We start from the raw sequence: 23,411 nt of genomic DNA, 5'->3' as shown, positions 1-23,411 counted from the left end.
CGAAATCAATCACAGACACAGCAACAGGAGAGCAATGTGTTAACCATTAACAGTACAATTATCAGCGGTGCGGGTGCGATCCCGGCCCTCGCGCCACTGCTGGCAGGCAAGACGCGCCTTTTACTGGTCACCGACGGCAATATCGCTCGTCTGGACGCCGCTCGCGCCATCCGCACCCTGCTGGAAGCCGACAACCGTAGCGTCAGCGTGATCGAAAGCGTGCCGCCGGAGCCCACCAACCATGACGTTCGCGCCCTGCTGGCGGAGATCAACAACACCGACTTTGATCTGGTGGTTGGCGTGGGCGGCGGCAGCGTACTGGATGTGGCGAAACTGCTCTCCGTGCTGTGCCATCCTGCTTCACCGGGGCTGGATGCCCTGCTGACGGGTGAAAAACCGACCCTGCGCCTCGCCTCATTACTGATCCCGGCCAGCGCCGGCACCGGCTCTGAAGCCACGCCGAACGCGATCCTCGCCATTCCTGAGCAGAGCACCAAAATCGGCATTATCTCTCCGGTGCTGCTGCCGGATTACGTGGCGCTGTTACCCGAACTGACCACCAGCATGCCGCCGCACATTGCCTCCTCCACCGGGATCGATGCCCTGTGTCACCTTATCGAATGCTTTACCGCCACCGTGGCGAATCCGGTGAGCGACAACGCGGCGCTGATTGGCCTGCGCAAGCTGCTGAACAATATCGAAACCGCCTGCGCCGAGCCGCATAACCTGGCGGCGAAGCTGGAGATGCTGTGGGCCTCGTACTACGGCGGCGTAGCCATTGCCCATGCCGGAACCCATCTGGTGCATGCCCTTTCCTATCCGCTGGGCGGCAAGTATCACCTGCCGCACGGGGTCGCTAACGCCATTCTTTTAGCGCCCTGCATGCGCTTGGTGCGCCCGGATGCCGTCGAAAAATTTGCGCAGGTGTGGGATCTGGTGCCGGGTGCGGATACCTCCCTGTCGGCAGAAGAGAAATCCCACGCGCTTGTGGCGTGGTTTGCCGCCCTGGTGCGCCGCCTGAACTTACCGGACAACCTCGAAACGCTGGGCGTACCGCGGGATGACATCGCCTCCCTGAGCGATGCCGCCCTGAACGTAAAACGCCTGATGAACAACGCCCCGCGTCAGGTCAGCCATGCCGAGGTGCAGGGCATTTATCAGACCCTGTTCCCCGAAATTTAACATCGAAGGAGTGAGAAATGCGTAACAAGATTGAAGGCGTGCTGACGGCAATCGTCACCCCCTTTACGGAGGATGGCGCGCTGCATCTGCCGGGACTGAAACGCCAGATCCAGCGCCAGCTGGCGGCGGGAAACGGTATTTTCTGCGGCGGTACCAACGGTGAGTTCTTTGTGCTGACCGAAGAGGAAAAGGTGGCCGTCGCCCGCACCTGCGTGGAAGAGGTCGCAGGCCGTGCGCCGGTGGTGGCGCACATCGGGGAGATCTCCACCCGCGCCACTATCCGTCTCGGCAAGCAGGTCGAAGCCCTGGGCGTCGATGCGGTCTCGGTGATCACCCCGTGGTTTGTGCCCCTGACCCAGGCGGAGCTGATCGCCCATTATACCGCCATCGCCGATGCCCTGACGGTGCCGGTATTTCTCTACAACATCCCGGCGCGCACCGGCAACACTATTGAACCGCACACCGCGCGGGTGCTGGCTTCGCACCCGAACATCATCGGCATTAAGGACAGCGCGGGCAGCTATGAGAGCCTGAGCGGTTTCCTGAAGGCCGCCCAGGGCATCGAGGATTTCGCCGTGCTGAACGGCCCGGACTCGCTGATCCACCAGGGCTTTGTCGAGGGCTGTTCCGCCTGTATTTCCGGGCTGGCGAACGTCGCCCCGGCGGCGATCAACGCCATCTGGGCGCGTTACCAGGCGGGCGATATTGACGGCTCGCGTCAGGCGCAGGAGAGCGTCACCGAGCTGCGAACGAATTTATATAAAATTGCCTTCTCTCCGGCCGCCGTGAAAAAGGCGCTGCAGGTGATGGGCGAAGAGGTGGGTGAAAGCCGCTACGCGGTGGCTTTTGATGCGCAACAGACTGAACAGATCCGCCAGATAGTGACGAAGTCACTGCAGTAACCGGCGTTTGATTTCGTCCATAAGAATACCGGGTGCCGCGGGCGCCCAGGTTTCCTACGCCCTGAAGAGAGGCAAAGATGAACAATTTTACCGCTGAAGATACCCTGATCATCGTAGGCATTGTGATTGTCTACATCCTGTTTACCACCTGGCTGACCTTCCGGTTGCGCAGTAAAAACTCCGGCGATTTTATGGAGGGCTCCCGGGCGATGCCGGCGTTTATCGTCGGGATCCTGCTGATGTCCGAATACATCGGCGCCAAATCTACCATCGGCACCGCCCAGGCGGCGTTCGAGGATGGTTTTGCCGCCTCCTGGTCGGTGATTGGCGCGGCGATTGGCTTCCCGCTGTTTGGCCTGCTGCTGGTGAAGCGCATCTATAGCACCGGCAAAATCACCATCTCCGGGGCGATTGCCGAGAAGTACGGCACCAGCACCAAAAACATTATCTCGATCATCATGATTTACGCCCTGCTGCTGGTGAACGTCGGCAACTATGTCTCCGGCGCGGCGGCCATCTCCACCGTGCTGAAGGTCAACCTGCCGGTCGCGGCCTTTATCACTGCGGTAGTCAGTACCTTCTACTTCGCCTTTGGCGGCATGAAGGGCGTGGCCTGGGTCACGCTGCTGCACAGCGCTCTCAAGTATTTCGGTATCCTGGTGATCATGGGCTTCGCGCTTTCCAAAACCGGCGGCTTTACGCCAATGATTGAGCAGATGCCGTCGTACTACTGGACCTGGGATGGCAACATCGGCGCCAGCACCATCTTCGCCTGGCTGATCGGCACCATCGGTTCCATCTTCTGTACCCAGTTTGTGATTCAGGCCATCTCCTCCACCAAAGATGTGAAGTCGGCCAAACGCTCCACATGGGTGGCGTTCTTCTTCTGCCTGCCGATTGCCCTGGCGATTGCGGTGATCGGCGTGGCGGCGAAGTATCTGCACCCGGAGATCGACAGCCTGTATGCCATGCCGATCTTCCTGCAGGACATGAACCCGTGGCTGGCCGGTCTGGTGACAACGTCACTTGTAGCGTCAATCTTCGTGAGCGTGAGTACCGTGGCGCTGGCTATCGCCTCGCTGGTGGTGAAAGATTTCTACGTGCCGTACCGCAACCCCACCCCGGAGCAGGAGTTTAAAGCCACCCGCTGGATGTCGCTGCTGATTGGCTTCCTGCCGCTGATTTTCGTCCTGCTGGTGCCGGAAGTGCTGAAGCTGTCCTTCTTCACCCGCGCCATTCGTCTGTCGATTACTGTGGTGGCGGTCATTGCCTTCTATGCCCCGTTCTTTAAGAGCACCCGGGGTGCCAACGCCGGCCTGATTGGTGCCTGCGTGGTGACCTCCCTCTGGTATCTGCTGGGCGACCCGTTTGGCATTAACAATATGTATATCGCGCTGATCACCCCGGCGGTGATTATGGTCCTCGACCGTCTGATCCCGAATAAAGCGGATCGCAAAGCGCCTGCCCCTGTTCAACATAATGGAGTCTGATATGTCTGTAACCGTAACCCGTGACGGGATTGTTCGCCCGCAGCCGCAGGATGCCCGCGTGGAAACGGCGATGCTGCCCTCTTCCTGCCCGCAGAACCACGCCGCGAACCTGCTGCCGCTGCCGGATGGCACCCTGATGTGCGTCTGGTTTGGCGGCACCCAGGAAGGGATCGCTGATATTTCAGTGTGGGGGTCGCGCCTGGCCCCGGGCAGCAACCAGTGGAGCGAAGCGGTGAAGCTGTCGGACGACGCCAGCCGCTCGGAGCAGAACCCGGTGCTGTTCCTCGCCCCGGACAACGTGCTGTGGCTGCTGTGGACCGCGCAGCTCTCCGGCAACCAGGATACTGCCATCGTCCGTTACCGCAAGTCTGAGGATTTGGGTAAAAGCTGGGGCGAGATTGCCACCCTGCTGGATAAACCCGGCACCTTTATTCGCCAGCCCATTGTGGTGCTGGAGAACGGCACCTGGCTGCTGCCGGTCTTCTACTGCCGCACCCAGCCGGGCGAAAAATGGGTGGGTAATGACGACATCAGCGCGGTGAAAATCTCCGAAGACCAGGGTAAAAGCTGGCGCGACGTCGAGGTGCCGGAGAGCCTGGGCTGCGTGCACATGAACATCACCGCCCTGAATAACGGCCATCTGGTGGCGCTGTATCGCAGCCGCTGGGCGGACAATATCTACATCAGCCAGTCGCTGGACAACGGCGAAAGCTGGTCGGTGCCGGAACCTACAGCGCTGCCGAACAACAACTCGTCGATTCAGGTCACCACCCTTGCCAGCGGCGAGCTGGCGCTGGTGTTCAACCACATGAGCGCGGCGGGTGCGCTGGAGCGCCGCGCCTCGCTGTATGACGAGATCGACGATGGCGATGGCCGTAAAGAGCCGGAGGTGACCCACGGTCGCGCCGCCTTCTGGGGTGCACCGCGCGCGCCAATGACGGTGGCAATATCCAACGACGGCGGGAAAAGCTGGGCCTGGCAGCGCAACCTCGACGAGGGTGACGGCTACTGCATGACCAACAACTCGCTGGAGAAACTGAACCGCGAGTTCTCCTATCCCAGCATCAAACAGGGTGCCGACGGGTCGCTGCATATCGCCTACACGTATTTCCGTCAGGCGATCAAGTATGTGCGCGTGTCGCCGGAGTGGGTAAAGGAGCCGCAACAGTGATTATTGGTCATCTTAACGCCCTGCCGCTGGCGGGGCTCCCGCCGGTGCTGCGGGCGATCCTCGAGCGCCCGGACTGTTCCCTGACGGCGCTCACCGCCCGGGATGACGGACGCTGGCAGCCGCAAGGCTGTCCGTGGTTCTGCCATATCGGCCCGGCGCAGACTCAGCCGCAGGCCGAGCGTCATACCGAATATCACTATTTATATGCCGATATTCAGGTGGTGCTGGCGGGTGAAGAGACGATCCGCGCCGGGATGCAGTCTGTCGCGCAGGTCGGCGACGAAGAGCGCAAACCGGATCTCTGGATCGCCGCCGGGGCGCAGCATCCGGTGAGCATTACCTTACGCAGCGGGGATTTCGCGGTGTTTCTGCCCGGCGAGCCGCATCAGGCGCTGTGCGCGGTGAACGCGCCGATGACCGTGCGCAAGGCGGTGTTCAAGGTGCCACGCGCCCTGCTGGAGGTGTGATATGCGCCATGCGATTGTCACCGGTGCCAGCTCGGGCATCGGCGAAGCTATCGTCAAACGCCTGCTGGCGGAAGGCTGGCAGGTGACGGGCTTAAGCCGACGCGAAGTGGAGTGCGGACACCCGAACTTTACCAGCCTGAGCGTGGATTTAAGTGACAGCGTCACGTTCAGCGCCACGCTTAATACCCTGCCGGTGCCGCAGGCGATCGTCCATGCCGCCGGAATGATGGCCGCCGCCCCGCTCGGCGAACTGGATCCGGCGGTCAGCGCTCGTCTGTGGAGGCTGCATATCCACGCCGCCGAGATCCTGTTTAACCACTTTGCCCCGCGGATGAGCGCGGGTGGACGGCTGATCGCTATCGGCAGCCGCACCTCACGGGGAGCAGCCGGGCGCTCGCAGTACGTCGCCACCAAAGCGGCACTGGTTGGGATGGTGCGCAGCTGGGCGGCGGAGCTGGCTCCGCGCGGGATCACCGCCAATGTGGTGGCCCCGGGTGCGACGCAGACCCCGATGTTGAGTGCGCCCGGACGGCAAACGTCACCGCCAAAAATGCCACCGATGGGGAGGCTGATCGCCCCGGAAGAGGTGGCGGCGATGGTCAACTATCTGCTGAGCGCCGAGGCCGCGCCCATCACCGGGCAGGAGCTGGTGCTGTGCGGTGGCGCGTCGCTGGGGTGAGTTGTGCGGCCTGTTTGCCGGGTGGCGGCTGCGCCTTGCCCGGCCTACAAAAACCGCACCGCACCGTAGGCCGGGCAAGCGCCAGCGCCGCCCGGCGTTGCAGACCGCAGGATGTCAAACCACGCCGGGTGGCGGCTGCGCCTTACCCGGCCTACAAAAACCGCACCACACCGTAGGCCGGGCAAGCGCCAGCGCCGCCCGGCGTTGCAGACCTCAGGGTGCCAAACCTCGCCGGGTGGCGGCTGCGCCTTACCCGGCCTACAAAAACCGAACCACATCGTAGGCCGGGCAAGCGCCAGCGCCGCCCGGCGTTGCAGACCGCAGGGTGCCAAACCACGCCGGGTGGCGGCTGCGCCTTACCCGGCCGACGAAAACCGCACCACACCGTAGGCCGGGCAAGCGCCAGCGCCGCCCGGCGTTGCAGACCTCAGGGTGCCAAACCTCGCCGGGTGGCGGCTGCGCCTTGCCCGGCCTACAAAAACCGCACCACACCGTAGGCCGGGCAAGCGCCAGCGCCGCCCGGCGATGCAGACCGCAGGATGTCAAACCACGCCGGGTGGCGGCTGCGCCTTACCCGGCCTACAAAAACCGAACCACATCGTAGGCCGGGCAAGCGCCAGCGCCGCCCGGCGTTGCAGACCGCAGGGTGCCAAACCACGCCGGGTGGCGGCTGCGCCTTACCCGGCCTACATTTGTATGAGCGCCTTAACCCCAACGCCGGAACCCGCCATGGAATACGCTTCTCTGCTTGAATTCTGGTTTCACGACCAGCATCAACCGCTCTGGTTTTCCCGCAATGATGATTTCGACGCCCAGTGCAAACATCGCTTCTACCCCTTGTGGCAGGCCGCCTGTCGGGGGGTGCTGTTTCACTGGCGGGGCACGCCGCACGGACGGCTGGCGGAGATCGTTTTGCTCGATCAACTCTCGCGCAACCTGAACCGCAACGACGCACGCGCCTGGCAGCAGGACGGCATGGCGCTGATCCTCTCCCAGGAGCTGGTTTATCAGCCGATGTGGCACGAGCTGGACAGCAACGAAAAAGGCGTCTCGCTGCTGCCGATGATGCATGCGGAATCACGAGTGATTCATCAGGAGGCAGAGCGGCTGTTCACCGCCCTGAACGTGCCGGGCTTTCTGAATGCGGAAATCAAGCACCGGGCGATTATTGAGCGCTTTGGCCGCTACCCGCACCGCAACAGTCTGCTTAATCGCCACTCCACCCCCGAAGAGGTGGAGTGGCTGAAGCACAGCAAAGGCTTTTAATGGCCGCGCAGATAAACGGTGCCCTTCAGATAGAGCGCCGCCTGGCCGCCAATCAATACCCGGTCGCCCTTCAGCTCGCAGCGCAGATCGCCGCCGCGGGGCGAGACCTGACGGGCCTGTAGCGACGTTTTACCCAGCTTTTCGCTCCAGTACGGGATCAGCATGCTGTGGGCGGAGCCGGTCACCGGATCTTCCGCCACCGACTCACCCGGGCAGAAGAAGCGGCTGACAAAGTCATACTCATCCCCCGGGGCGGTGACGCAGACCATCTTATCCAGCGGCATCATGCCGTCGATATCCGGGGTCAACGCCTCAACCTGCTGCTGGTTCTCCAGCACCACCATGTAGTCGCGCCCTGCCCGCACCTCCTTCGCCCCGGTGATGCCGAGGGTACTGAACAGCAGCGCTGGCGGGTTGTCTACCGGCTCGCTGCTCCACGCCGGGAAGTTAAGCGTTAACCAGTCGCCGCTGCGGGTGACCTTCAGGTCGCCGACAAAACGGGTGGAGAAAACGATCTCGGTGTGTGGGTAGTCCAGATACTCAAAAATCACGTGGGCGCTGGCGAGCGTGGCGTGACCGCAAAGGTTAATCTCGTACTGAGTGGTAAACCAGCGCAGTTCAAAGCCCACGTCGGTACGCACGAAAAAGGCGGTTTCCGACTGGTTATGCTGCTGGGCCATCTTTAACAGCACGTCATCCGGTAGCCACTCCTCGAGCGGGCAAACGGCTGCAGGATTCCCACCAAACGCGCGATCGCTAAACGCATCGACCAGATAAAATGCAATTTCTTTCATTGGGTTAACCCTTATTGTTAGCGTAAAAACAGATGACCTTTCATATACAACGATGCCCTGCCGCTCATTAACACCCGGTCGCCCTTCAGTTCACAACGCACGTCGCCGCCACGGGCAGAGACCTGCCGGGCAAAGATCGACGTTTTATTCAGCTTTTCGCTCCAGTACGGGATCAGCATGGTATGGGCCGACCCGGTGACCGGATCTTCCCACAGCGCCGCCCCCGGCGAAAAAAAGCGGCTGACAAAATCGTATTCGCCCTCGCCGCGCGCGGTGATCGACACTTTATGCTCGCCGGGCGTCATGGCGTGAATATCCGGCGTGACCGCCTCAACCTGCTGACGATCTTCCAGCACCAGCATCCAGGCGCGCCCCTTGCGGGCCTCGACGTAGTTTTCGATCCCAAGCGCGGCAAGCATCTCTGCCGGCGGGGTCTGCGGCTCGCCAGGACAGGCCGGGAAATCGAGGGTCAGCCAGTCGCCGTCACGACTGACGGTAAGCCTGCCGGAGGCGGTATCAAAATGGATGCGGGCGTCGGGATAGTCCAGCTCGTTGAACAATACCCAGGCGGTCGCCAGAGTGGCGTGGCCGCAGAGGTTCACCTCGCCGCGCGTGGTGAACCAGCGCAGCTCAATGCCGCCCCGGTGGCGCACGAAAAAAGCGGTCTCAGACTGGTTGTGCTCCCGCGTCATATTGAGCAGCGTCTCGTCCGGCAGCCATGCCGGCAAAGGGCACACCGCCGCAGGGTTGCCGCCAAACGAGCCTTCACTGAACGCATCGACCAGATAAAACTCAATCTCCTGCATTGCTTTATCCACTGTTAACGTAATGTTGCATCCTATATTCATGGAAAATACCCTGTTTCACCAGCTATTACTTTTTGGATATAGTGAGATCTACATCACAAAATGATTGTATTTTCAGCAGGGAAGGTTTTAAGATCGCCGCACCTCATTGACGTAACGACTCCCGGATTTCCCTATGACAACCAACACCGTTTCCCGCAGGGTCGCGTGGCTACGGGTGGTCACGCTCGCCGTTGCCGCCTTTATCTTCAATACCACTGAATTTGTCCCCGTCGGCCTGCTCTCGGATATCGCCAGCAGCTTCGGCATGGAGACCGCGCAGGTGGGGATCATGCTCACCATCTATGCCTGGGTGGTGGCGATGATGTCGTTACCCTTTATGCTGCTCACCAGCCAGATGGAGCGGCGCAAACTGCTGATCGGGCTGTTTGTGCTGTTTATTGCCAGCCATGTGCTGTCGTTCCTCGCGTGGAACTTCACGGTGCTGGTGATAAGCCGGATCGGCATTGCCTTCGCGCACGCCATTTTCTGGTCGATTACCGCCTCGCTGGCGATCCGCCTGGCCCCGGCCGGGAAGCGCGCTCAGGCCCTGAGCCTGCTGGCCACCGGCACCGCGCTGGCGATGGTGCTCGGGCTGCCAATCGGCCGCATCGTCGGACAGATATTCGGCTGGCGTACCACCTTTTTCGTTATCGGGCTCGGGGCGCTGTTCACCCTGCTGTGTCTGATCAAGCTGTTACCCAAACTGCCAAGTGAGCACTCCGGCTCGCTGAAAAGCCTGCCGCTGCTGATGCGTCGTCCGGCGCTGATGAGCCTCTATCTGCTGACGGTCGTCGTGGTGACAGCCCATTACACCGCCTACAGCTACATCGAGCCGTTTGTACAGACCATCGCCGGGTTCAGCGCCAGCTTTGCCACGGTATTGCTGTTGCTGCTGGGCGGCGCAGGCATTATCGGCAGCCTGCTGTTTGGCAAGCTCGGCAACCGTCACGCCTCGCTGCTGGTGAGCAGCGCCATTGGCCTGCTGCTGGCGTGTCTGCTTCTGCTGCTGCCCGCCTCGGGCAGTGAGACAAATCTCGCCCTGCTGAGCATCGTCTGGGGCGTGGCAATCATGATTATCGGTCTTGGGATGCAGGTGAAAGTGCTGGCCCTGGCGCCGGATGCCACGGACGTGGCGATGGCGCTGTTCTCGGGTATTTTCAACCTGGGGATTGGCGCGGGTGCGCTGGTGGGCAATCAGGTGATCCTGCATCTGTCGATGGCGTCGATCGGTTATCTGGGGGCGATCCCGGCCCTTGCGGCGCTGATCTGGTCGGTGCTGATCTTTCGCAAATGGCCCGTCGCCCTGGAAGAGCAACCGCATCACGGCTAGAGAGGTAACCGGGTGGCGAGCGCCACCCGGTTCGGTTATTACGGATAGGTTTTAATAATTTCCAGCACGCCGTTAATAATAAACTGCACGCCCATACAGACCAGCAGGAAGCCCATCAGGCGGGAGATGGCTTCGATACCGTCTTTGCCCACCCAGCGCATAATCGCGCCCGAGCTACGCAGACAGCCCCACAGGATCACGCCGATAATGGCAAAAATCAGCGGCGGCGCAATCATGACCACCCAGTCCGGGAAAGCAGAACCGCTGCGCACCGTCGAGGCGGAGCTGATGATCATCGCAATGGTACCCGGTCCCGCGGTGCTTGGCATCGCTAGCGGCACGAAGGCAATGTTCGGAGCCGCTTTATTTTGCTTATCTTCCAGCGCGTCCTGCACGTCGGAATCATCCGGCGATTTCGGCGCGGGGAACAGCATTCTGAAACCGATAAAGGCCACGATCAGCCCCCCCGCAATTCGGAGGCCGGGAATGGAGATCCCGAAGGTGTTCATTACCAGCTGCCCGGCGTAGTACGCCACCATCATGATCGCGAAGACGTAAACGGAGGCCATGAGCGACTGATGATTACGTTGTTCACGGTTCATGTCGCCCGCCAGGCCAAGGAAAAGCGCAACGGTGGTTAACGGGTTTGCCAGGGGTAACAGCACCACCAGCCCAAGACCAATTGCTTTAATTAAATCAACCATTTTACGGATTCGTCCTTATCAAAAATTAACCAGGCAAGTATAGGGTCAAAACAACCGTTACAGCTACGCACACATCGTAAGTAATATTTTCGCTCCGAAATCAATTTATCCCGGTGATATGACGATCCGCCTGGCGGGCAAAAAAGTGATCTGAATCGCTTTAGCAAATCGTGTCATAAGCAAATGCATTCAGTTGACTTATAGTTGCCTGAGCAATAATATCTGCCGTGATTAAACTACTTGCCAGGGCAACCATTGTGAAAAGCACCAGTGACCTCTTCAACGAAATCATTCCGCTGGGTCGGCTTATCTACATGGTTAACCAGAAGAAAGACCGCCTGCTCAATGATTATTTATCACCGCTGGATATCACCGCAACCCAGTTTAAAGTGCTCTGTTCTGTGCGCTGCGAAGTGTGTATCACCCCGGTTGAGCTGAAAAAAATCTTATCTGTCGACCTCGGCGCGCTGACGCGCATGATGGATCGGCTGGTCTGCAAGGGGTGGATTGAACGCCGCCCGAATCCGAATGACAAACGCGGCGTGCTGGTGCAATTGACCAGCGACGGCGCGGCAATGTGTGAACAATGTCATCAATTAGTAGGACAAAAACTGCACCAGGAACTAACAAAAAACTTAACGGCGGACGAAGTGGCAACTCTTGAGCACTTGCTTAAGAAAATCCTGCCGTAAACAGAAAGAGGTATGACGATGTCCAGACGCAATACTGACGCCATCACTATTCATAGCATTTTGGGCTGGATCGAAGATAACCTGGAGTCGCCGCTCTCGCTTGAGAAAGTGTCTGAGCGTTCAGGTTACTCAAAATGGCACCTGCAACGGATGTTTAAAAAAGAGACCGGCCACTCATTAGGCCAGTACATCCGCAGCCGCAAATTAACGGAAATCGCGCAGAAGCTGAAGGAAAGTAACGAGCCGATCCTGTATCTGGCTGAGCGTTATGGGTTTGAATCGCAGCAGACCCTGACACGCACGTTCAAGAACTACTTCGACGTTCCACCGCATAAATATCGCATCACCAATATGCATGGGGAATCCCGGTATCTGCTTCCGATTAACCACTGTAACTGCTAAACGCCTGTATTAAGAGCCTGGTCCCGTAGGCTCTAAGACGTATCGAGGAAATTATGAAACTATTCGCTTCCGCCGTTCTCACCGCCCTGGAGCTGGTCTCTGGCCAGAGTTTTGCGGAGCAAACTCCACGTGTCCCGCAGCAGAACAGCCGCGACACGATGATCCTGCCAACGGCTAACGGCCAGTCGCCCCATGACTTTAACCATATGGGCGCAGGCAGCGACAAATCTGACGAATTAGGCGTGCCCTATTACAATCAGCACTCTTAATGCGTTTTGCCCCGCCCGCGCGGGGCTTTTTTTAGCCTCTGACCCGCGTCGCCCGACGCAGGCGCAAGCCGAAAACGTTGATATAAAGTCCGGCCATCACCAGCAGCGCCCCCACCAGCTGCCACGCCCCCAGTTTTTCATCCAGCAGCAGCGCCGCACTGGCGATGCCCACCACCGGGACCAGCAGCGACAGCGGTGCCACCCGCCAGGTTTCGTAGCGCCCGAGCAGCGCGCCCCAGATGCCGTAGCCAACAATGGTGGCGACAAAGGCCAGATAGATCAGCGACAAAATCGTGGTCAGGTCGAGGGTGACAAGACTGTGCAACATCACCGTCGGGCCATCCAGCAGATATGAGGCCGCCATAAAGGGCAGGATCGGGATCAGCGCACTCCACACTACCAGCGACATCACCGCCGGACGCGTCTCAAGCTGCATGATCTTTTTGTTGAAGATATTGCCGCTGGCCCAGCAGAACGCCGCCGCCAGGGTCAGTAAAAAGCCCAGCAGCGCGACGTGCTGCCCGTTCAGGCTGGCCTCCGCCAGCACCAGCACGCCGACCACGGCCAGGGCAATCCCCGCCAGCTGTTTGCCCTGAAGGCGCTCGCCAAACACCAGCGCGCCAAGGATGATGGTGAAGAACGCTTGCGCCTGTAGCACCAGCGAGGCCAGACCGGCTGGCATGCCGAAGTTAATGGCGCAGAACAGAAAGGCAAACTGACCGAAGCTGATGGTCAGGCCGTAGCCCAGCAGCAGACGAAACGGGATCTTTGGGCGGGCAACGAAGAACAGCGCCGGGAAGGCCACCAGCAGAAAGCGTAAACCGGCCAGCATCAGCGGGGGCATGTTGTGCAATCCGACTTTGATCACCACAAAATTCAGCCCCCAAACCACTACCACCAGCAATGCCAGCAGCCCGTCTTTGCGCGTCATACCCTGCCCCTGTTTATTAAATTTTTGTAAACGCTTATCAAAGTAACGAAAAAAACCGCCGAGGAACAGATCATTAATTCTGACAGTCAGGCGAAGCACTTAGGGATAAATTTGGTGGTATACAAGCCTCTTATGCCATGTTAATCCTGATAAGACATAACAAAAACTTCACACGCAATTGTCGGGCAGGAAAATGAAACCATCACTCAGGCGCTCAACCGCAGCGCTGTTGGCGTCGTCGCTGTTACTCACCATTGGTCGCGGCGCGACATTGCCGTTTATGACCATCTATCTCACCCGCGTTTATAACATGAGCGTGGAGAATATTGGTTATGCCCTGACGGTGGCGCTGACTATCGGGGTGGTTTTCAGCCTGGGCTTTGGCATCCTGGCCGACAAGTTCGATAAAAACCGCTACATGCTGATCGCCATTACGGCGGTGGCGCTGGGCTTCCTGGCGATCCCGCTGGTGGATAACGTGGTGCTGGTGGTGCTGGCCTTCGCGCTGATCAACTGCGCCTATTCGATCTTCTCCACGGTGCTGAAAGCCTGGTTTTCCGATGTACTCAACCCGGCGGAAAAAGCGCGGGTTTTCTCCCTTAACTACAGTTTTCTCAACATCGGCTGGACCGTCGGGCCGCCATTGAGCACCCTGCTGGTGATGTACAGCCTGCAACTGCCGTTCTGGGTAGCGGCCTTCTGCGCCGCGTTGCCGCTGGTGCTGGTCCAACGCTATGTGCAGAAAGGCGTGGCGGCCGACAGCGAGCATGTGCCAGTGCCGTGGCAGCCGTCGGTACTGCTGCGCGACCGGGCGCTGTTCTGGTATACCCTCTCCGGGCTGCTGGCCTCCTACGTGGGCGGCTCCTTCGCCAGCTGCATTTCCCAGTACGTGCTGGCGGCAGACTATGACAGCGATTTCGCCCAGAACGTGGTGGCCGTAGTGCTGCCGGTGAATGCCGCGATGGTGGTTTCGCTGCAGTACATCATTGGCCGTAAACTGTCGGCGCGTAATATCCGCCCGCTGATGACGCTGGGCACACTGTTTTTTGTCCTCGGTCTGGCCGGGTTTATGCTCTCCGGGGAGAATCTGATCTACTGGGGGCTGGCTGCGGCGGTCTTTACCGTGGGTGAGATTATCTATGCGCCAGGGGAATACATGTTGATCGACAACATCGCCCCGCCGGGCATGAAAGCCAGCTATTTCTCCGCCCAGGCGCTTGGCTGGCTGGGTGCGGCCTTCAACCCGATGATCTCCGGGCTGATCCTGACCCATCTCCCGCACTGGTCGCTGTTTGTAATTATGATGGTCGCCATTGTGCTGGCGTGGATGATGATTCTGCGCGGAATGCGGGTGAAGGCGTGGGTTGATGTGCCTGATTTAGTATCGCGGTAATTGCCCGGCGGCGCTACGCTTGCACGGGCCTACAAAACATGTAGGCCGGGCAAGCGTAGCGGCCCCCAGGCCGCACCGGAATTAATGGTGCAGCATTTCCTCTACCACCTGCTTTTTATACATTTCGTTTGGATAATAGGTCGGCCAGTTATCCATCTCTTTTAATAACGCCTCGTGGGAGGTGTTGCCCATAAAGATATGGAAATGGGCCGACTGGCGCGGACCAATAGTGTGGTCGCTGAACTGGACAAACTTCGGTGCCTTGCTGCTGGCGTCCTTACATTCAAACAGGTAACGCACGCCCTTCTTGCCGGAGGCATAGGTCAGGATCTTGTAGCCGTTAGAGACGTATTCACAGCGGCTCACATTTTTCCCGGTGTGAAACTCCATCATGTTGTTCTCAATGCCAATGGTTTCCACGTCCGTAGCGTAGCCGGTGCGGTAATAGGCTTTAACCTCGTCAAAGGTTTTACTCTTGTCTTTCTCGGCTTTCTTCTTGAACACCGGGTCGAGATCGCCGCTCAGCAAAAACGGATAGACCGACTGCCAGACACCGTCCCAGTTGGAGAGCGGGCGATCTTTTACGTCTTTATCGTCAAACACGCCGTTGGCCGCTTTTTGTTCCGCTTCGGTCATCTGGTGGCCGTGGGAATGGGCATACAGCTGGCCGCTGACCAGCAGCGCCCCCAGAGTCATTGCAAATTTACCAATATGTCCTGCCAAGGTAACGTCCTCACTCCATTTTAAAAGAGTGATGAATGTTATAGTATAACATATCGCAAAACAACCCGTTAAATCGCCACCAGACCGCGAACGCCCTCCTGTTCCATATCCTCCCCGCGCCCGCGCTGGATAATGCTGCCCCGGGACATCAGCAGATAGCTGTCGGCCAGCTCGGCGGCAAAGTCGTAAAACTGCTCCACCAGCAGGATCGCCATATCGCCCCGGTTCGCGAGCTGACGGATCACCTGGCCAATCTCCTTAATCACCGAAGGCTGGATCCCCTCCGTCGGTTCATCAAGTATCAACAGCTGAGGACGACTCGCCAGCGCCCGACCAATCGCCAGCTGCTGCTGTTGCCCGCCCGAGAGATCGCCGCCCCGGCGCTGCTTCATCTCCTTAAGGACCGGAAACAGCTGCCAGATCTCCTCCGGGACCTGCTTCGCCTCACGCGCCGGAAAGCGCGATAGCCCGAGCAGCAGGTTCTCCTCCACCGTCAGGCGGGGAAAGATGTCCCGCCCCTGCGGCACATAGGCTACCCCGGCCTGCACCCGCTGGTGCGGTCGGGCGTGTGTGATGGATTTGCCCTGCCAGAGGATTTCGCCGTTGCGCGCCGGGATCAGCCCCATCAGGCACTTCAGCAGCGTGGTTTTGCCCACCCCGTTGCGCCCCAGCAGGCAGGTGACTTCCCCGGGGAGGGCCTCAAAGCTGACCCCGCGCAGAATGTGGCTCCCGCCGTAATACTGATTCAGTTCGTTAACCTGTAGCATCCGCGCTCCTTAGCGTCCGAGATAGACTTCAATCACCTGCTCGTTGGCCTGCACCTCGCGCAGCGAGCCTTCGGCCAGCACCCGCCCCTGATGCAGGACGGTAACGTGATCGGCAATGGTTTCCACAAAGCCCATGTCATGCTCCACCACCATCAGCGAGTGTTTGCCCGCCAGGGTGCGAAACAGTTCGGCGGTGTACTCGGTTTCGGCGTCGGTCATCCCGGCGGCCGGTTCGTCGAGCAGCAACAGATGCGGCTCCTGAACCAGCAGCATGCCGATCTCGAGAAACTGCTTCTGCCCGTGCGACAGCAGGCCCGCCCGACGATGCCGCTCCCCGCCGAGGCGCAGCAGGCTCAGCATCTCGTTGATCCTGTCTCCCTGCTCGCTGCTCAGTCGGGCGCGCAGGCTGGCCCACACCGATTTATCCCCCTTCATCGCCAGCTCGAGATTTTCCCATACCGTCAGGGCCTCAAACACCGTCGGCTTCTGGAATTTGCGCCCGATGCCCTGACGGGCTATGGCGATGGGATCCAGAGTAGTGAGGTCCGTCGACTGGTCGTACAGCGCGCGCCCGCTCTGGGGCCGCGTTTTACCGGTGATAACGTCCATCAGCGTGGTTTTTCCCGCGCCGTTGGGGCCAATCACGCAGCGCAGCTCACCCACGCCAATATTCAGCGACAGGTCGGTGAGCGCCTTAAAGCCGTCAAAGCTGACGTTGATCCCCTCCAGCTGTAACACCGGGTCAGTCTGGTCGCGATAGCGATCTCCGGGCAGCTGGCGGGTAAATAATTGCTCGCTCATTACTGGTCTCCCTTGCGGAACAGGCCCGTTACGCCGCGCGGTAAAAACAGCGTCACCGCAATAAAAATCAGCCCGAGAAACAGCTGCCAGTACTCCGGCATCGCCACGGTGAAGACGCTTTTTGCGCCGTTCACCAGCGCGGCGCCCATCACCGGGCCGATCAGCGTACCCCGCCCGCCGAGCGCCACCCAGATTGCCGCTTCGATGGAGTTGGTGGGCGACATCTCGCCGGGGTTGATGATCCCGACCTGCGGGACGTACAGCGCCCCGGCCAGCCCGCACAGCACCGCCGACAGCGTCCAGACCAGCAGCTTAAAACCGCGGGGATCGTAGCCGCAGAAGGTCAGCCGGTTTTCCGCGTCGCGTACCGCGGTCAGAATGCGGCCAAACTTACTTTTGGCCAGCGCGTACCCCACCGCCAGCGACGCCGCCAGCAGCAGCACGGTGGCAATAAACAGCGCGATGCGCGTTGAGGTGGCGGTCACCGGGAAGCCCAGCAGCGTGGTGAAGCCGGTAAAGCCGTTGTTGCCGCCAAAGCCGGTTTCATTGCGGAAGAACAGCAGCATCCCGGCGAAGGTGAGCGCCTGGGTCATGATGGAGAAATAGACCCCTTTGATTTTTGAGCGGAAGGCAAACCAGCCGAACAGCAGCGCCAGCAGGCCGGGCACCATGACGATCAGCACCAGCGCCCAGGCGAAATGCTGCGTGCCCCACCAGAACCAGGGCAGCTCGCTCCATGAGAGAAACGACATAAAGGCCGGGAGGCCGTCGCCCGCGGCCTGGCGCATCAGGTACATCCCCATCGCGTAGCCGCCGAGGGCAAAGAACAGGCCATGGCCCAGCGACAGCATGCCGGCATAGCCCCACACCAGATCCAGCGCTACGGCGACAATCGCATAGCAGAGGATTTTGCCCACCAGCGTCAGCATCCAGGTGGAAACCGCCAGCGGATGCATGGCGGGCAGCAGCGCCAGAAACGGCAGCACCAGCAGGGCGGCAAGGAGCAGGCCGAGTATGATCGGTAAACTGCGCGGCGCTTTCCGCGCCAGGGTTAAGGTCAGTGGCTGGCTCATCAGTCGATTACCCTCCCTTTCAGTGCAAACAACCCCTGAGGACGCTTCTGGATAAACAGAATGATCGCCACCAGAATCACGATTTTGCCCAGTACGGCACCCATCTGCGGTTCGAGGATCTTATTGAAAATCCCCAGCCCGAAGGCGGCCGCCACGCTGCCGGCCAGTTGCCCCACGCCGCCGAGCACCACGACCAGGAAGGAGTCGATGATATAGCCCTGGCCCAGCTCCGGCCCGACGTTGCCCAGCTGAGACAGCGCCACCCCGCCGAGCCCGGCAATCCCGGAACCCAGCCCGAAGGCCAGCATATCGACGCGCCCGGTAGGCACCCCGCAGCAGGCCGCCATGCTGCGGTTCTGCGTCACTGCCCGCACGTTGAGCCCCAGCCGGGTTTTGTTGAGGATCAGCCAGGTGAAAAAGAGCACCAGCAGCACAAAGCCCAGCACCACCAGCCGGTTCCACGGCAGGATCAGGCTGGCGTAGACCTGCACGCCGCCGGAGAGCCACGCCGGGTTAGCCACCTCAAGGTTTTGCGCGCCGAAGATCATGCGCACCAGCTGGATCAACATCAGGCTGATGCCCCAGGTGGCGAGCAGGGTTTCCAGCGGGCGGCCATAGAGGTGGCGGATCACCGTGCGCTCCAGCGCCATGCCCACGCCTGCGGTGAGCCCGAACGCCACCGGCAGCGCCACCAGCGGGTAGAAGGTGAGCCACTGCGGGGTAAACTGCGCCATCGCCTGCTGCACCATCCAGGTGGCGTAGGCGCCAAGCATCAGCATCTCGCCGTGGGCCATATTGATCACTCCCAGCAGGCCGTAGGTGATCGCCAGTCCGAGCGCGGCCAGCAGCAGAATGGAGCCCAGCGACAGGCCCATAAACGCCTGGCCCAGCAGGTCGCTGATGGTCTGACGGTGTTGGATTTGGCGCAGGCTTTCTGCGGCGGCTTCCCGCACCCCGGCGTCCGGCTCGGTCTGCGGATGGGTATAAGGCAGCAGTCGGGCCTGCACCTCCGGATCGCTCGACTCGCCCAGCAGCGTGACGGCCTGCTGGCGTACCGCGGGCTGGGTGCTGGTCAACTGGAGACTGGCGACGGCCAGGCTCAGCACCTGACGCACCGCGTCATCATTCTCGCTTGCCAGCTGACGCTGTAAAAAGGGCAGCATCTGCGGCTGGGGATCGCGCTGGAGTTGTTTCGCCGCCGCCAGCCTTTCGGTGACACTGTCACCTGTCAGCTGATGGGTGGCGAGCGCCGTAGCGGCCAGCACCCGCAGGCGGTTAGTGAGCCGCACGGCTTTGGTAGCCCCCTCGGGCTGGGCGGCTTCACCGAGAGCGGTCAAGGCGCCGTTTTCCCGGGCGAAGGCGTGTTTGTGGGTATCGACATAGACACTTTCCTGCTGCAATGCTCGCAGCAACGCCAGCCGGGCGGGATCGGGCGCGGCGGCCCACTGCTCCAGCATCACCGCCTGCTGGCTGCGGCTGGCGGCAACAAAGTTATCGGCGTCCGTTGCCTGCACCATCCCTGGCAGCAGTCCGGCAAGCCATACGAGAGCGAAGATCGTGCGCATGACGTTCATGGCTTTACCTCTTTATGATCCGGATTCAGTTGCTGGCAGTTTTGATTGGGGTGTCGGGCTTTTTATCATTCCCGGCGATGTACGGGCTCCAGGGCTGAGCGCGGACCGGGGCTTCGGTCTGCCACACCACGTTGAACTGGCCGTTACCCTCGATTTCGCCAATCATCACCGGCTTATGCAGGTGGTGGTTGGTGGCATCCATGGTCAGGGTGAAGCCCGATGGTGCTTTGAAGGACTGGCCTGCCATTGCGGCGCGGACTTTATCCACGTCGGTAGTGCCCGCTTTTTCCACCGCCTGGGCCCACATGTGGATCCCCACATAGGTCGCTTCCATCGGGTCGTTGGTCACCACCGTGCCGGCGTTCGGCAGCTTCTGCGCTTTGGCCCAGTTTTTATAGGCTGCGACGAAGGTCTGGTTGGCCGGGTTATCCACGGACTCGAAGTAGTTCCACGCCGCCAGGTTGCCCACCAGCGGTTTGGTATCGATGCCGCGCAGCTCCTCTTCCCCCACCGAGAAGGCGACGACCGGCACGTCGGTGGCTTTTACGCCCTGGTTAGCCAGCTCTTTGTAGAACGGCACGTTGGAGTCGCCGTTGATGGTGGAGACCACCGCGGTTTTGCCTGCGGCAGAGAATTTCTTAATGCTGGCGACGATGGTCTGGTAATCGCTATGGCCGAACGGGGTGTAGACCTCTTCGATATCTTTATCCTGCACCCCTTTTGAGTGCAGGAAGGCGCGCAGAATTTTGTTGGTGGTGCGCGGGTAGACATAGTCGGTACCCAGCAGGAAGAAGCGCTTCGCCGCCCCGCCGTCTTCGCTCATCAGGTACTCCACCGCCGGGATGGCCTGCTGGTTAGGTGCTGCGCCGGTGTAGAAGACGTTCGGGGACATCTCTTCCCCTTCGTACTGCACCGGGTAGAACAGCAGACCGTTCAGCTCCTCAAACACCGGCAACACCGATTTGCGCGAGACCGAGGTCCAGCAGCCAAAGACCGCCGCCACCTTATCCTGGCTTAACAGCTGACGGGCTTTCTCGGCAAACAGCGGCCAGTTGGAGGCGGGATCCACCACCACCGGCTCCAGCTTTTTGCCCAGCACGCCGCCTTTGGCGTTGATCTCGTCGATGGTCATCAGCGCCACATCTTTCAGCGGCGTTTCGGAAATCGCCATCGTGCCGGAGAGCGAGTGCATGATGCCAATCTTGATGGTGTCGGCTGCCTGCACGCTGAAACTCATCCCCATGGCCACCACGGAGGCCGATAAAGCAAAGGCTTTTAACAAGGTACGACGATGCATAATTTTCACTCCTGAAAAACAACGCTGTGCGAAATCGTCCGTTACGGCGTGGACGCAGAAAAAGCATTCAGGATTAGACAGAGCAAAAAGGATGCCAGAACGAAAAATCAGCAGGATCAGGGGGCTGGAGAGGGTTTTAAACGCAGGGGCGGATCAGAATGGCACAGCGTTGCACTTAATTAATGCAACGCTGTGGAGAAATCGTTACCAGACTTCGCTGGCGATTTGGGTGACCAGGCGAACCTTATCCCACTGCTGGGCTTCGGTCAGGGCGTTGCCCTCTTCGGTGGAGGCAAAGCCGCACTGCGGGCTGAGGCAGATCTGGCTTTTCGCCACGTACTTCGCTGCCTCTTCCAGACGCGCTTTCACCCCTTCCGGGTTTTCCAGCTCGCCGCTTTTAGTGGTGATCAGCCCCAGCACCACCTGCTGCTTGCCCGGACGGACAAAGCGTAACGGGGCAAAGTCGCCGCTACGATCGTTGTCGTATTCGAGGAAGAAGGCATCGACGTTGACGGTGCCAAACAGAATTTCGGCCACCGGCTCGTAGCCTCCTTCGGAGATCCAGGTCGAACGGAAGTTACCGCGGCAGACGTGCAGTCCGATGGTCAGGTCGTCCGGCTTGCCTTCCAGGGCCTTATTCAGCACGCGGGCATAGGTATGCGCCAGCTGGTCCGGGTCATCGCCGCGCTCGCGGATCTGGCGGCGCTGATCGTCGGAGCAGAGGTAGGCCCAGACGGTGTCGTCCAGCTGCAGGTTGCGACAGCCCGCCGCGTAGAAAGCGTGAATGGCATCGCGCCAGGTCTGCGCCAGGTCGTCGAAATAAACCTCCAGATCCGGATAGACGGTGGCATCGATATCCTTACGTCCTCCGCGGAAGTGCAGCACGCTCGGGCTCGGGATGGTCATCTTCGGCTGGGCGTTGCCGCTGACGCTCTGGAGGTAGCGGAAATCATCCAGCATCGGATGGCTGCCGAACCCCAGCTTGCCGGTCACGCGCACGCCGTGGGCTTTGGTCTGCACGCCGTTAAACTGGATCCCCTGGTTTGAGTCGTAACGCTCCACGCCCTGTAGGCCGTCGAAGAAATCAAAGTGCCACCAGGCGCGACGGAACTCGCCGTCGGTCACTACGTTTAAGCCGCAGGCGCACTGCTGCTCTACCACATGGCGAATCGCCTCGTCTTCTACCGCACGCAGCTGCTGCGCGTCGATTTCACCGCTGGCGAACTTCACCCGCGCCTGTTTGATGGCATCGGGACGTAAGAAACTGCCTACCACATCGGCACGGTTCGGGGCGTGTTGTCGCTGCATGCTTATCTCCTTTAACTGCCGCCAGGTAATTGCCGACAGTGATAATTCATTATTTGAACATTTAGACTTCTGGATGGCTATATGTCCAAAAGATGTCATAGCCTGCGCCGCACGGCAAACGAGAAAAATTCATCGGTATTGAAAAAAATTCATGTTGGTCTGAAGGGCAAAAAAAAACCGCCAGAGACTGGCGGTAAATGCTTGCATGGATAGATTTGTATTTTGATATCTACGGACCCGGCATTCCATACCGGGCTGCGGATCCTGACCAGGTTAGCATGAGAAAGATAAATGAAGGTTAAACGAGCTCTGAGCGGGTTGAGGATGAACGGTAACGCGCGACTAGCCAGACGGCTGTACAGGCGATAACCGGAACCAGCCAGTCGAGCAGGCTGGCCATATTCCACACCTGCCAGTCAAACCCGCCCCACCACGGCATGTTGGCGCGCTTACCATGCCCAAACAGGGCAATCCAGCGGTATTCAGCCTGGGTTTGCTCACGGGCGATAAACCACAGGGAACCCAGCGCACCACCGATTCCCCATCTGCCCAGTTTCAGGCCGAAAAGACACTGGATCGTTACGGCAGCCAACGCGTGTAGTAAAGGGGAAAAATCCATGCTCATCCTTCTGTAAGTCCAAACGTGCAACATGGCATCATAATAGGGCTTACCCTGAATATGAAATAATCTGCCATCACCCGACGGGGATTCACTGGCGACTCCCTACAAAAAATCAGGATTGCCCGTAAAGACCAGCGATGAGATAGTGCTCTTTCCCCTTGAACGTAAAAAACCACCCAAGAATAACAACAACTGTTGTCGACGGTTTCGTTCAATAAGGGTATTACCATGTCTCAAAAACTTACTGCAGGCCAGGTGTTCTGTAATGTCGCTCTTTTCTTTATCGCTGCGCTGCCACTGGCGGTGACAGGAATTGCCATATTCATTATGGCAGAGGGGATTGAACGATGGTCTGCCGGCGGGTTTTGTTTAGCAATGGCTTTTGGGATTAGCCAGAGTATCTGGCGAAATCTATCTGGCAAATAGTTTAGCGAAAGCTAAACACACTAAAGCAGGATGTTAATCCTGCTTTTTTATTGCCGTAACCCAGCCTGGTGGCAGGGAGTTATAGCGTCCTGAACGAGGTGGCAGCCCTGAAGATATGAGAAAAGCCAGCGAATGACGGCTGTTTCTCCAAAAAGTAACTTTTTATTTTCGCGAAAGTATAAAAAAATTCAAGAAAGCGGGTATGTAGATCCGAAGCGTTTTATACGAATTCCTTTTCACAGCCAGAAGCGTGATAACCGCGGCCAGCAATCCTATGGCGTCTGTTAGTGTGGGTGGCCA

General features: G+C 59.5%; 26 protein-coding genes. 14 read left to right on the top strand and 12 right to left on the bottom strand.

The genetic code is table 11. The features are described from left to right. Positions 1–36: 36 nt before the first annotated feature. The 8 genes from ACP4QI_RS10430 (at position 37) to ACP4QI_RS10395 (ending at position 7,157) form a co-directional block, all read left to right on the top strand. Positions 37–1,182: an iron-containing alcohol dehydrogenase gene (locus ACP4QI_RS10430; protein WP_285128808.1), complete on the top strand. Its 1,146-nt coding sequence runs from the start codon at positions 37–39 to the stop codon at positions 1,180–1,182. 17 nt (positions 1,183–1,199) lie between these two features. Continuing rightward, a complete protein-coding gene (locus ACP4QI_RS10425) occupies positions 1,200–2,084 on the top strand; it encodes a dihydrodipicolinate synthase family protein (RefSeq protein WP_285128809.1) in 885 nt (294 codons plus the stop codon). Between the two features lie 77 nt (positions 2,085–2,161). After that, a complete protein-coding gene (locus tag ACP4QI_RS10420; RefSeq protein WP_142489395.1) occupies positions 2,162–3,574 on the top strand; it encodes a sodium:solute symporter family protein in 1,413 nt (470 codons plus the stop codon). 1 nt (position 3,575) lies between these two features. Continuing rightward, a complete protein-coding gene (locus ACP4QI_RS10415; RefSeq protein WP_285112242.1) occupies positions 3,576–4,745 on the top strand; it encodes a sialidase family protein in 1,170 nt (389 codons plus the stop codon). Further along, a complete protein-coding gene (locus ACP4QI_RS10410; RefSeq protein WP_231312343.1) occupies positions 4,742–5,212 on the top strand; it encodes a YhcH/YjgK/YiaL family protein in 471 nt (156 codons plus the stop codon). The genes ACP4QI_RS10415 and ACP4QI_RS10410 overlap by 4 nt, the downstream gene beginning before the upstream one ends. Position 5,213: 1 nt before the next feature. After that, a complete protein-coding gene (locus tag ACP4QI_RS10405) occupies positions 5,214–5,891 on the top strand; it encodes an SDR family NAD(P)-dependent oxidoreductase (RefSeq protein ID WP_285128813.1) in 678 nt (225 codons plus the stop codon). After that, entirely contained in the window at positions 5,872–6,174 is a 303-nt protein-coding gene (locus ACP4QI_RS10400) for a hypothetical protein (RefSeq protein WP_445730315.1), read from the top strand. The genes ACP4QI_RS10405 and ACP4QI_RS10400 overlap by 20 nt, the downstream gene beginning before the upstream one ends. A 149-nt stretch (positions 6,175–6,323) precedes the next feature. Beyond that, positions 6,324–7,157, top strand: a complete 834-nt coding sequence (locus tag ACP4QI_RS10395) for a DUF924 family protein (RefSeq protein ID WP_445730314.1) — start codon at positions 6,324–6,326, stop codon at positions 7,155–7,157. On the opposite strand, the gene ACP4QI_RS10390 is transcribed toward ACP4QI_RS10395, so the two are convergent. Beyond that, positions 7,154–7,951: a PhzF family phenazine biosynthesis protein gene (locus tag ACP4QI_RS10390; RefSeq protein WP_142489390.1), complete on the bottom strand. Its 798-nt coding sequence runs from the start codon at positions 7,949–7,951 to the stop codon at positions 7,154–7,156. The two genes, ACP4QI_RS10395 and ACP4QI_RS10390, sit on opposite strands and share 4 nt — an antisense overlap. A gap of 17 nt (positions 7,952–7,968) precedes the next feature. Then, complete coding sequence (locus ACP4QI_RS10385; protein WP_426494937.1) at positions 7,969–8,757, bottom strand: PhzF family phenazine biosynthesis protein; 789 nt, start codon at positions 8,755–8,757, stop codon at positions 7,969–7,971. Between the two features lie 175 nt (positions 8,758–8,932). On the opposite strand from ACP4QI_RS10385, the gene ACP4QI_RS10380 reads away from it, so the two are divergent. Continuing rightward, positions 8,933–10,129, top strand: coding sequence for a sugar transporter (locus tag ACP4QI_RS10380; protein ID WP_285112250.1), 1,197 nt, complete (start codon positions 8,933–8,935; stop codon positions 10,127–10,129). A 38-nt stretch (positions 10,130–10,167) separates the two neighbouring features. Here the strand turns inward: ACP4QI_RS10380 and ACP4QI_RS10375 are convergent, their stop codons facing one another. Further along, positions 10,168–10,833, bottom strand: a complete 666-nt coding sequence (locus tag ACP4QI_RS10375; protein WP_142489388.1) for a MarC family NAAT transporter — start codon at positions 10,831–10,833, stop codon at positions 10,168–10,170. A gap of 257 nt (positions 10,834–11,090) precedes the next feature. On the opposite strand from ACP4QI_RS10375, the gene marR reads away from it, so the two are divergent. The 3 genes from marR to marB are packed head-to-tail and all read left to right on the top strand — an operon-like array spanning position 11,091 to position 12,196. Then, entirely contained in the window at positions 11,091–11,525 is a 435-nt protein-coding gene (gene marR / locus ACP4QI_RS10370) for a multiple antibiotic resistance transcriptional regulator MarR (protein ID WP_106993851.1), read from the top strand. Between the two features lie 18 nt (positions 11,526–11,543). Beyond that, positions 11,544–11,927: an MDR efflux pump AcrAB transcriptional activator MarA gene (gene marA / locus ACP4QI_RS10365; RefSeq protein ID WP_138369239.1), complete on the top strand. Its 384-nt coding sequence runs from the start codon at positions 11,544–11,546 to the stop codon at positions 11,925–11,927. Between the two features lie 53 nt (positions 11,928–11,980). Further along, the gene (gene marB / locus ACP4QI_RS10360) at positions 11,981–12,196 is read left to right on the top strand and encodes a multiple antibiotic resistance protein MarB (protein WP_426494697.1); all 216 of its coding nucleotides are present in this window, start codon (positions 11,981–11,983) and stop codon (positions 12,194–12,196) included. Between the two features lie 31 nt (positions 12,197–12,227). Here the strand turns inward: marB and eamA are convergent, their stop codons facing one another. Continuing rightward, positions 12,228–13,127: an O-acetylserine/cysteine exporter gene (gene eamA / locus ACP4QI_RS10355; RefSeq protein ID WP_426494698.1), complete on the bottom strand. Its 900-nt coding sequence runs from the start codon at positions 13,125–13,127 to the stop codon at positions 12,228–12,230. Positions 13,128–13,320: 193 nt separating this feature from the next. On the opposite strand from eamA, the gene ydeE reads away from it, so the two are divergent. After that, positions 13,321–14,520 (top strand): efflux MFS transporter YdeE, encoded by a 1,200-nt coding sequence (ydeE, locus tag ACP4QI_RS10350; protein ID WP_426494699.1) that lies wholly within the window; start codon positions 13,321–13,323, stop codon positions 14,518–14,520. Between the two features lie 81 nt (positions 14,521–14,601). Here ydeE and zinT read toward each other — a convergent pair whose 3' ends face one another. From zinT to ACP4QI_RS10310, 8 genes are all read right to left on the bottom strand, one after another. Continuing rightward, complete coding sequence (zinT, locus tag ACP4QI_RS10345) at positions 14,602–15,243, bottom strand: metal-binding protein ZinT (RefSeq protein WP_285127676.1); 642 nt, start codon at positions 15,241–15,243, stop codon at positions 14,602–14,604. 68 nt (positions 15,244–15,311) lie between these two features. Beyond that, complete coding sequence (gene urtE / locus ACP4QI_RS10340; protein WP_142489382.1) at positions 15,312–16,010, bottom strand: urea ABC transporter ATP-binding subunit UrtE; 699 nt, start codon at positions 16,008–16,010, stop codon at positions 15,312–15,314. Positions 16,011–16,019: 9 nt separating this feature from the next. Next, the gene (gene urtD, locus ACP4QI_RS10335; protein WP_142489381.1) at positions 16,020–16,811 is read right to left on the bottom strand and encodes an urea ABC transporter ATP-binding protein UrtD; all 792 of its coding nucleotides are present in this window, start codon (positions 16,809–16,811) and stop codon (positions 16,020–16,022) included. Next, a complete protein-coding gene (urtC, locus tag ACP4QI_RS10330; RefSeq protein ID WP_426494700.1) occupies positions 16,811–17,884 on the bottom strand; it encodes an urea ABC transporter permease subunit UrtC in 1,074 nt (357 codons plus the stop codon). Before urtC ends, urtD begins: the two co-directional genes overlap by 1 nt. After that, a complete protein-coding gene (gene urtB, locus ACP4QI_RS10325) occupies positions 17,884–19,458 on the bottom strand; it encodes an urea ABC transporter permease subunit UrtB (RefSeq protein WP_426494701.1) in 1,575 nt (524 codons plus the stop codon). Before urtB ends, urtC begins: the two co-directional genes overlap by 1 nt. Positions 19,459–19,483: 25 nt before the next feature. Then, positions 19,484–20,755 carry an urea ABC transporter substrate-binding protein gene (gene urtA / locus ACP4QI_RS10320; RefSeq protein WP_142489378.1) on the bottom strand — a complete coding sequence of 424 codons (1,272 nt, stop codon included), beginning with the start codon at positions 20,753–20,755 and terminating at the stop codon, positions 19,484–19,486. 204 nt (positions 20,756–20,959) lie between these two features. Then, positions 20,960–22,063, bottom strand: coding sequence for a cobalamin-independent methionine synthase II family protein (locus ACP4QI_RS10315; RefSeq protein WP_142489377.1), 1,104 nt, complete (start codon positions 22,061–22,063; stop codon positions 20,960–20,962). Positions 22,064–22,361: 298 nt separating this feature from the next. Continuing rightward, positions 22,362–22,688, bottom strand: a complete 327-nt coding sequence (locus ACP4QI_RS10310; RefSeq protein ID WP_231312333.1) for a hypothetical protein — start codon at positions 22,686–22,688, stop codon at positions 22,362–22,364. A gap of 225 nt (positions 22,689–22,913) precedes the next feature. On the opposite strand from ACP4QI_RS10310, the gene ACP4QI_RS10305 reads away from it, so the two are divergent. Then, on the top strand, positions 22,914–23,111 hold the full coding sequence (locus tag ACP4QI_RS10305; RefSeq protein ID WP_156263707.1) for a hypothetical protein: 198 nt from the start codon (positions 22,914–22,916) through the stop codon (positions 23,109–23,111). Positions 23,112–23,411: the final 300 nt, after the last annotated feature.

The sequence above is a fragment of the Leclercia sp. TB492 genome (genome assembly GCF_049974505.2).
Taxonomy (GTDB): Bacteria; Pseudomonadota; Gammaproteobacteria; order Enterobacterales; family Enterobacteriaceae; genus Enterobacter; species Enterobacter adecarboxylatus_C.
This window is presented reverse-complemented; position numbering and strand designations above follow the sequence as displayed.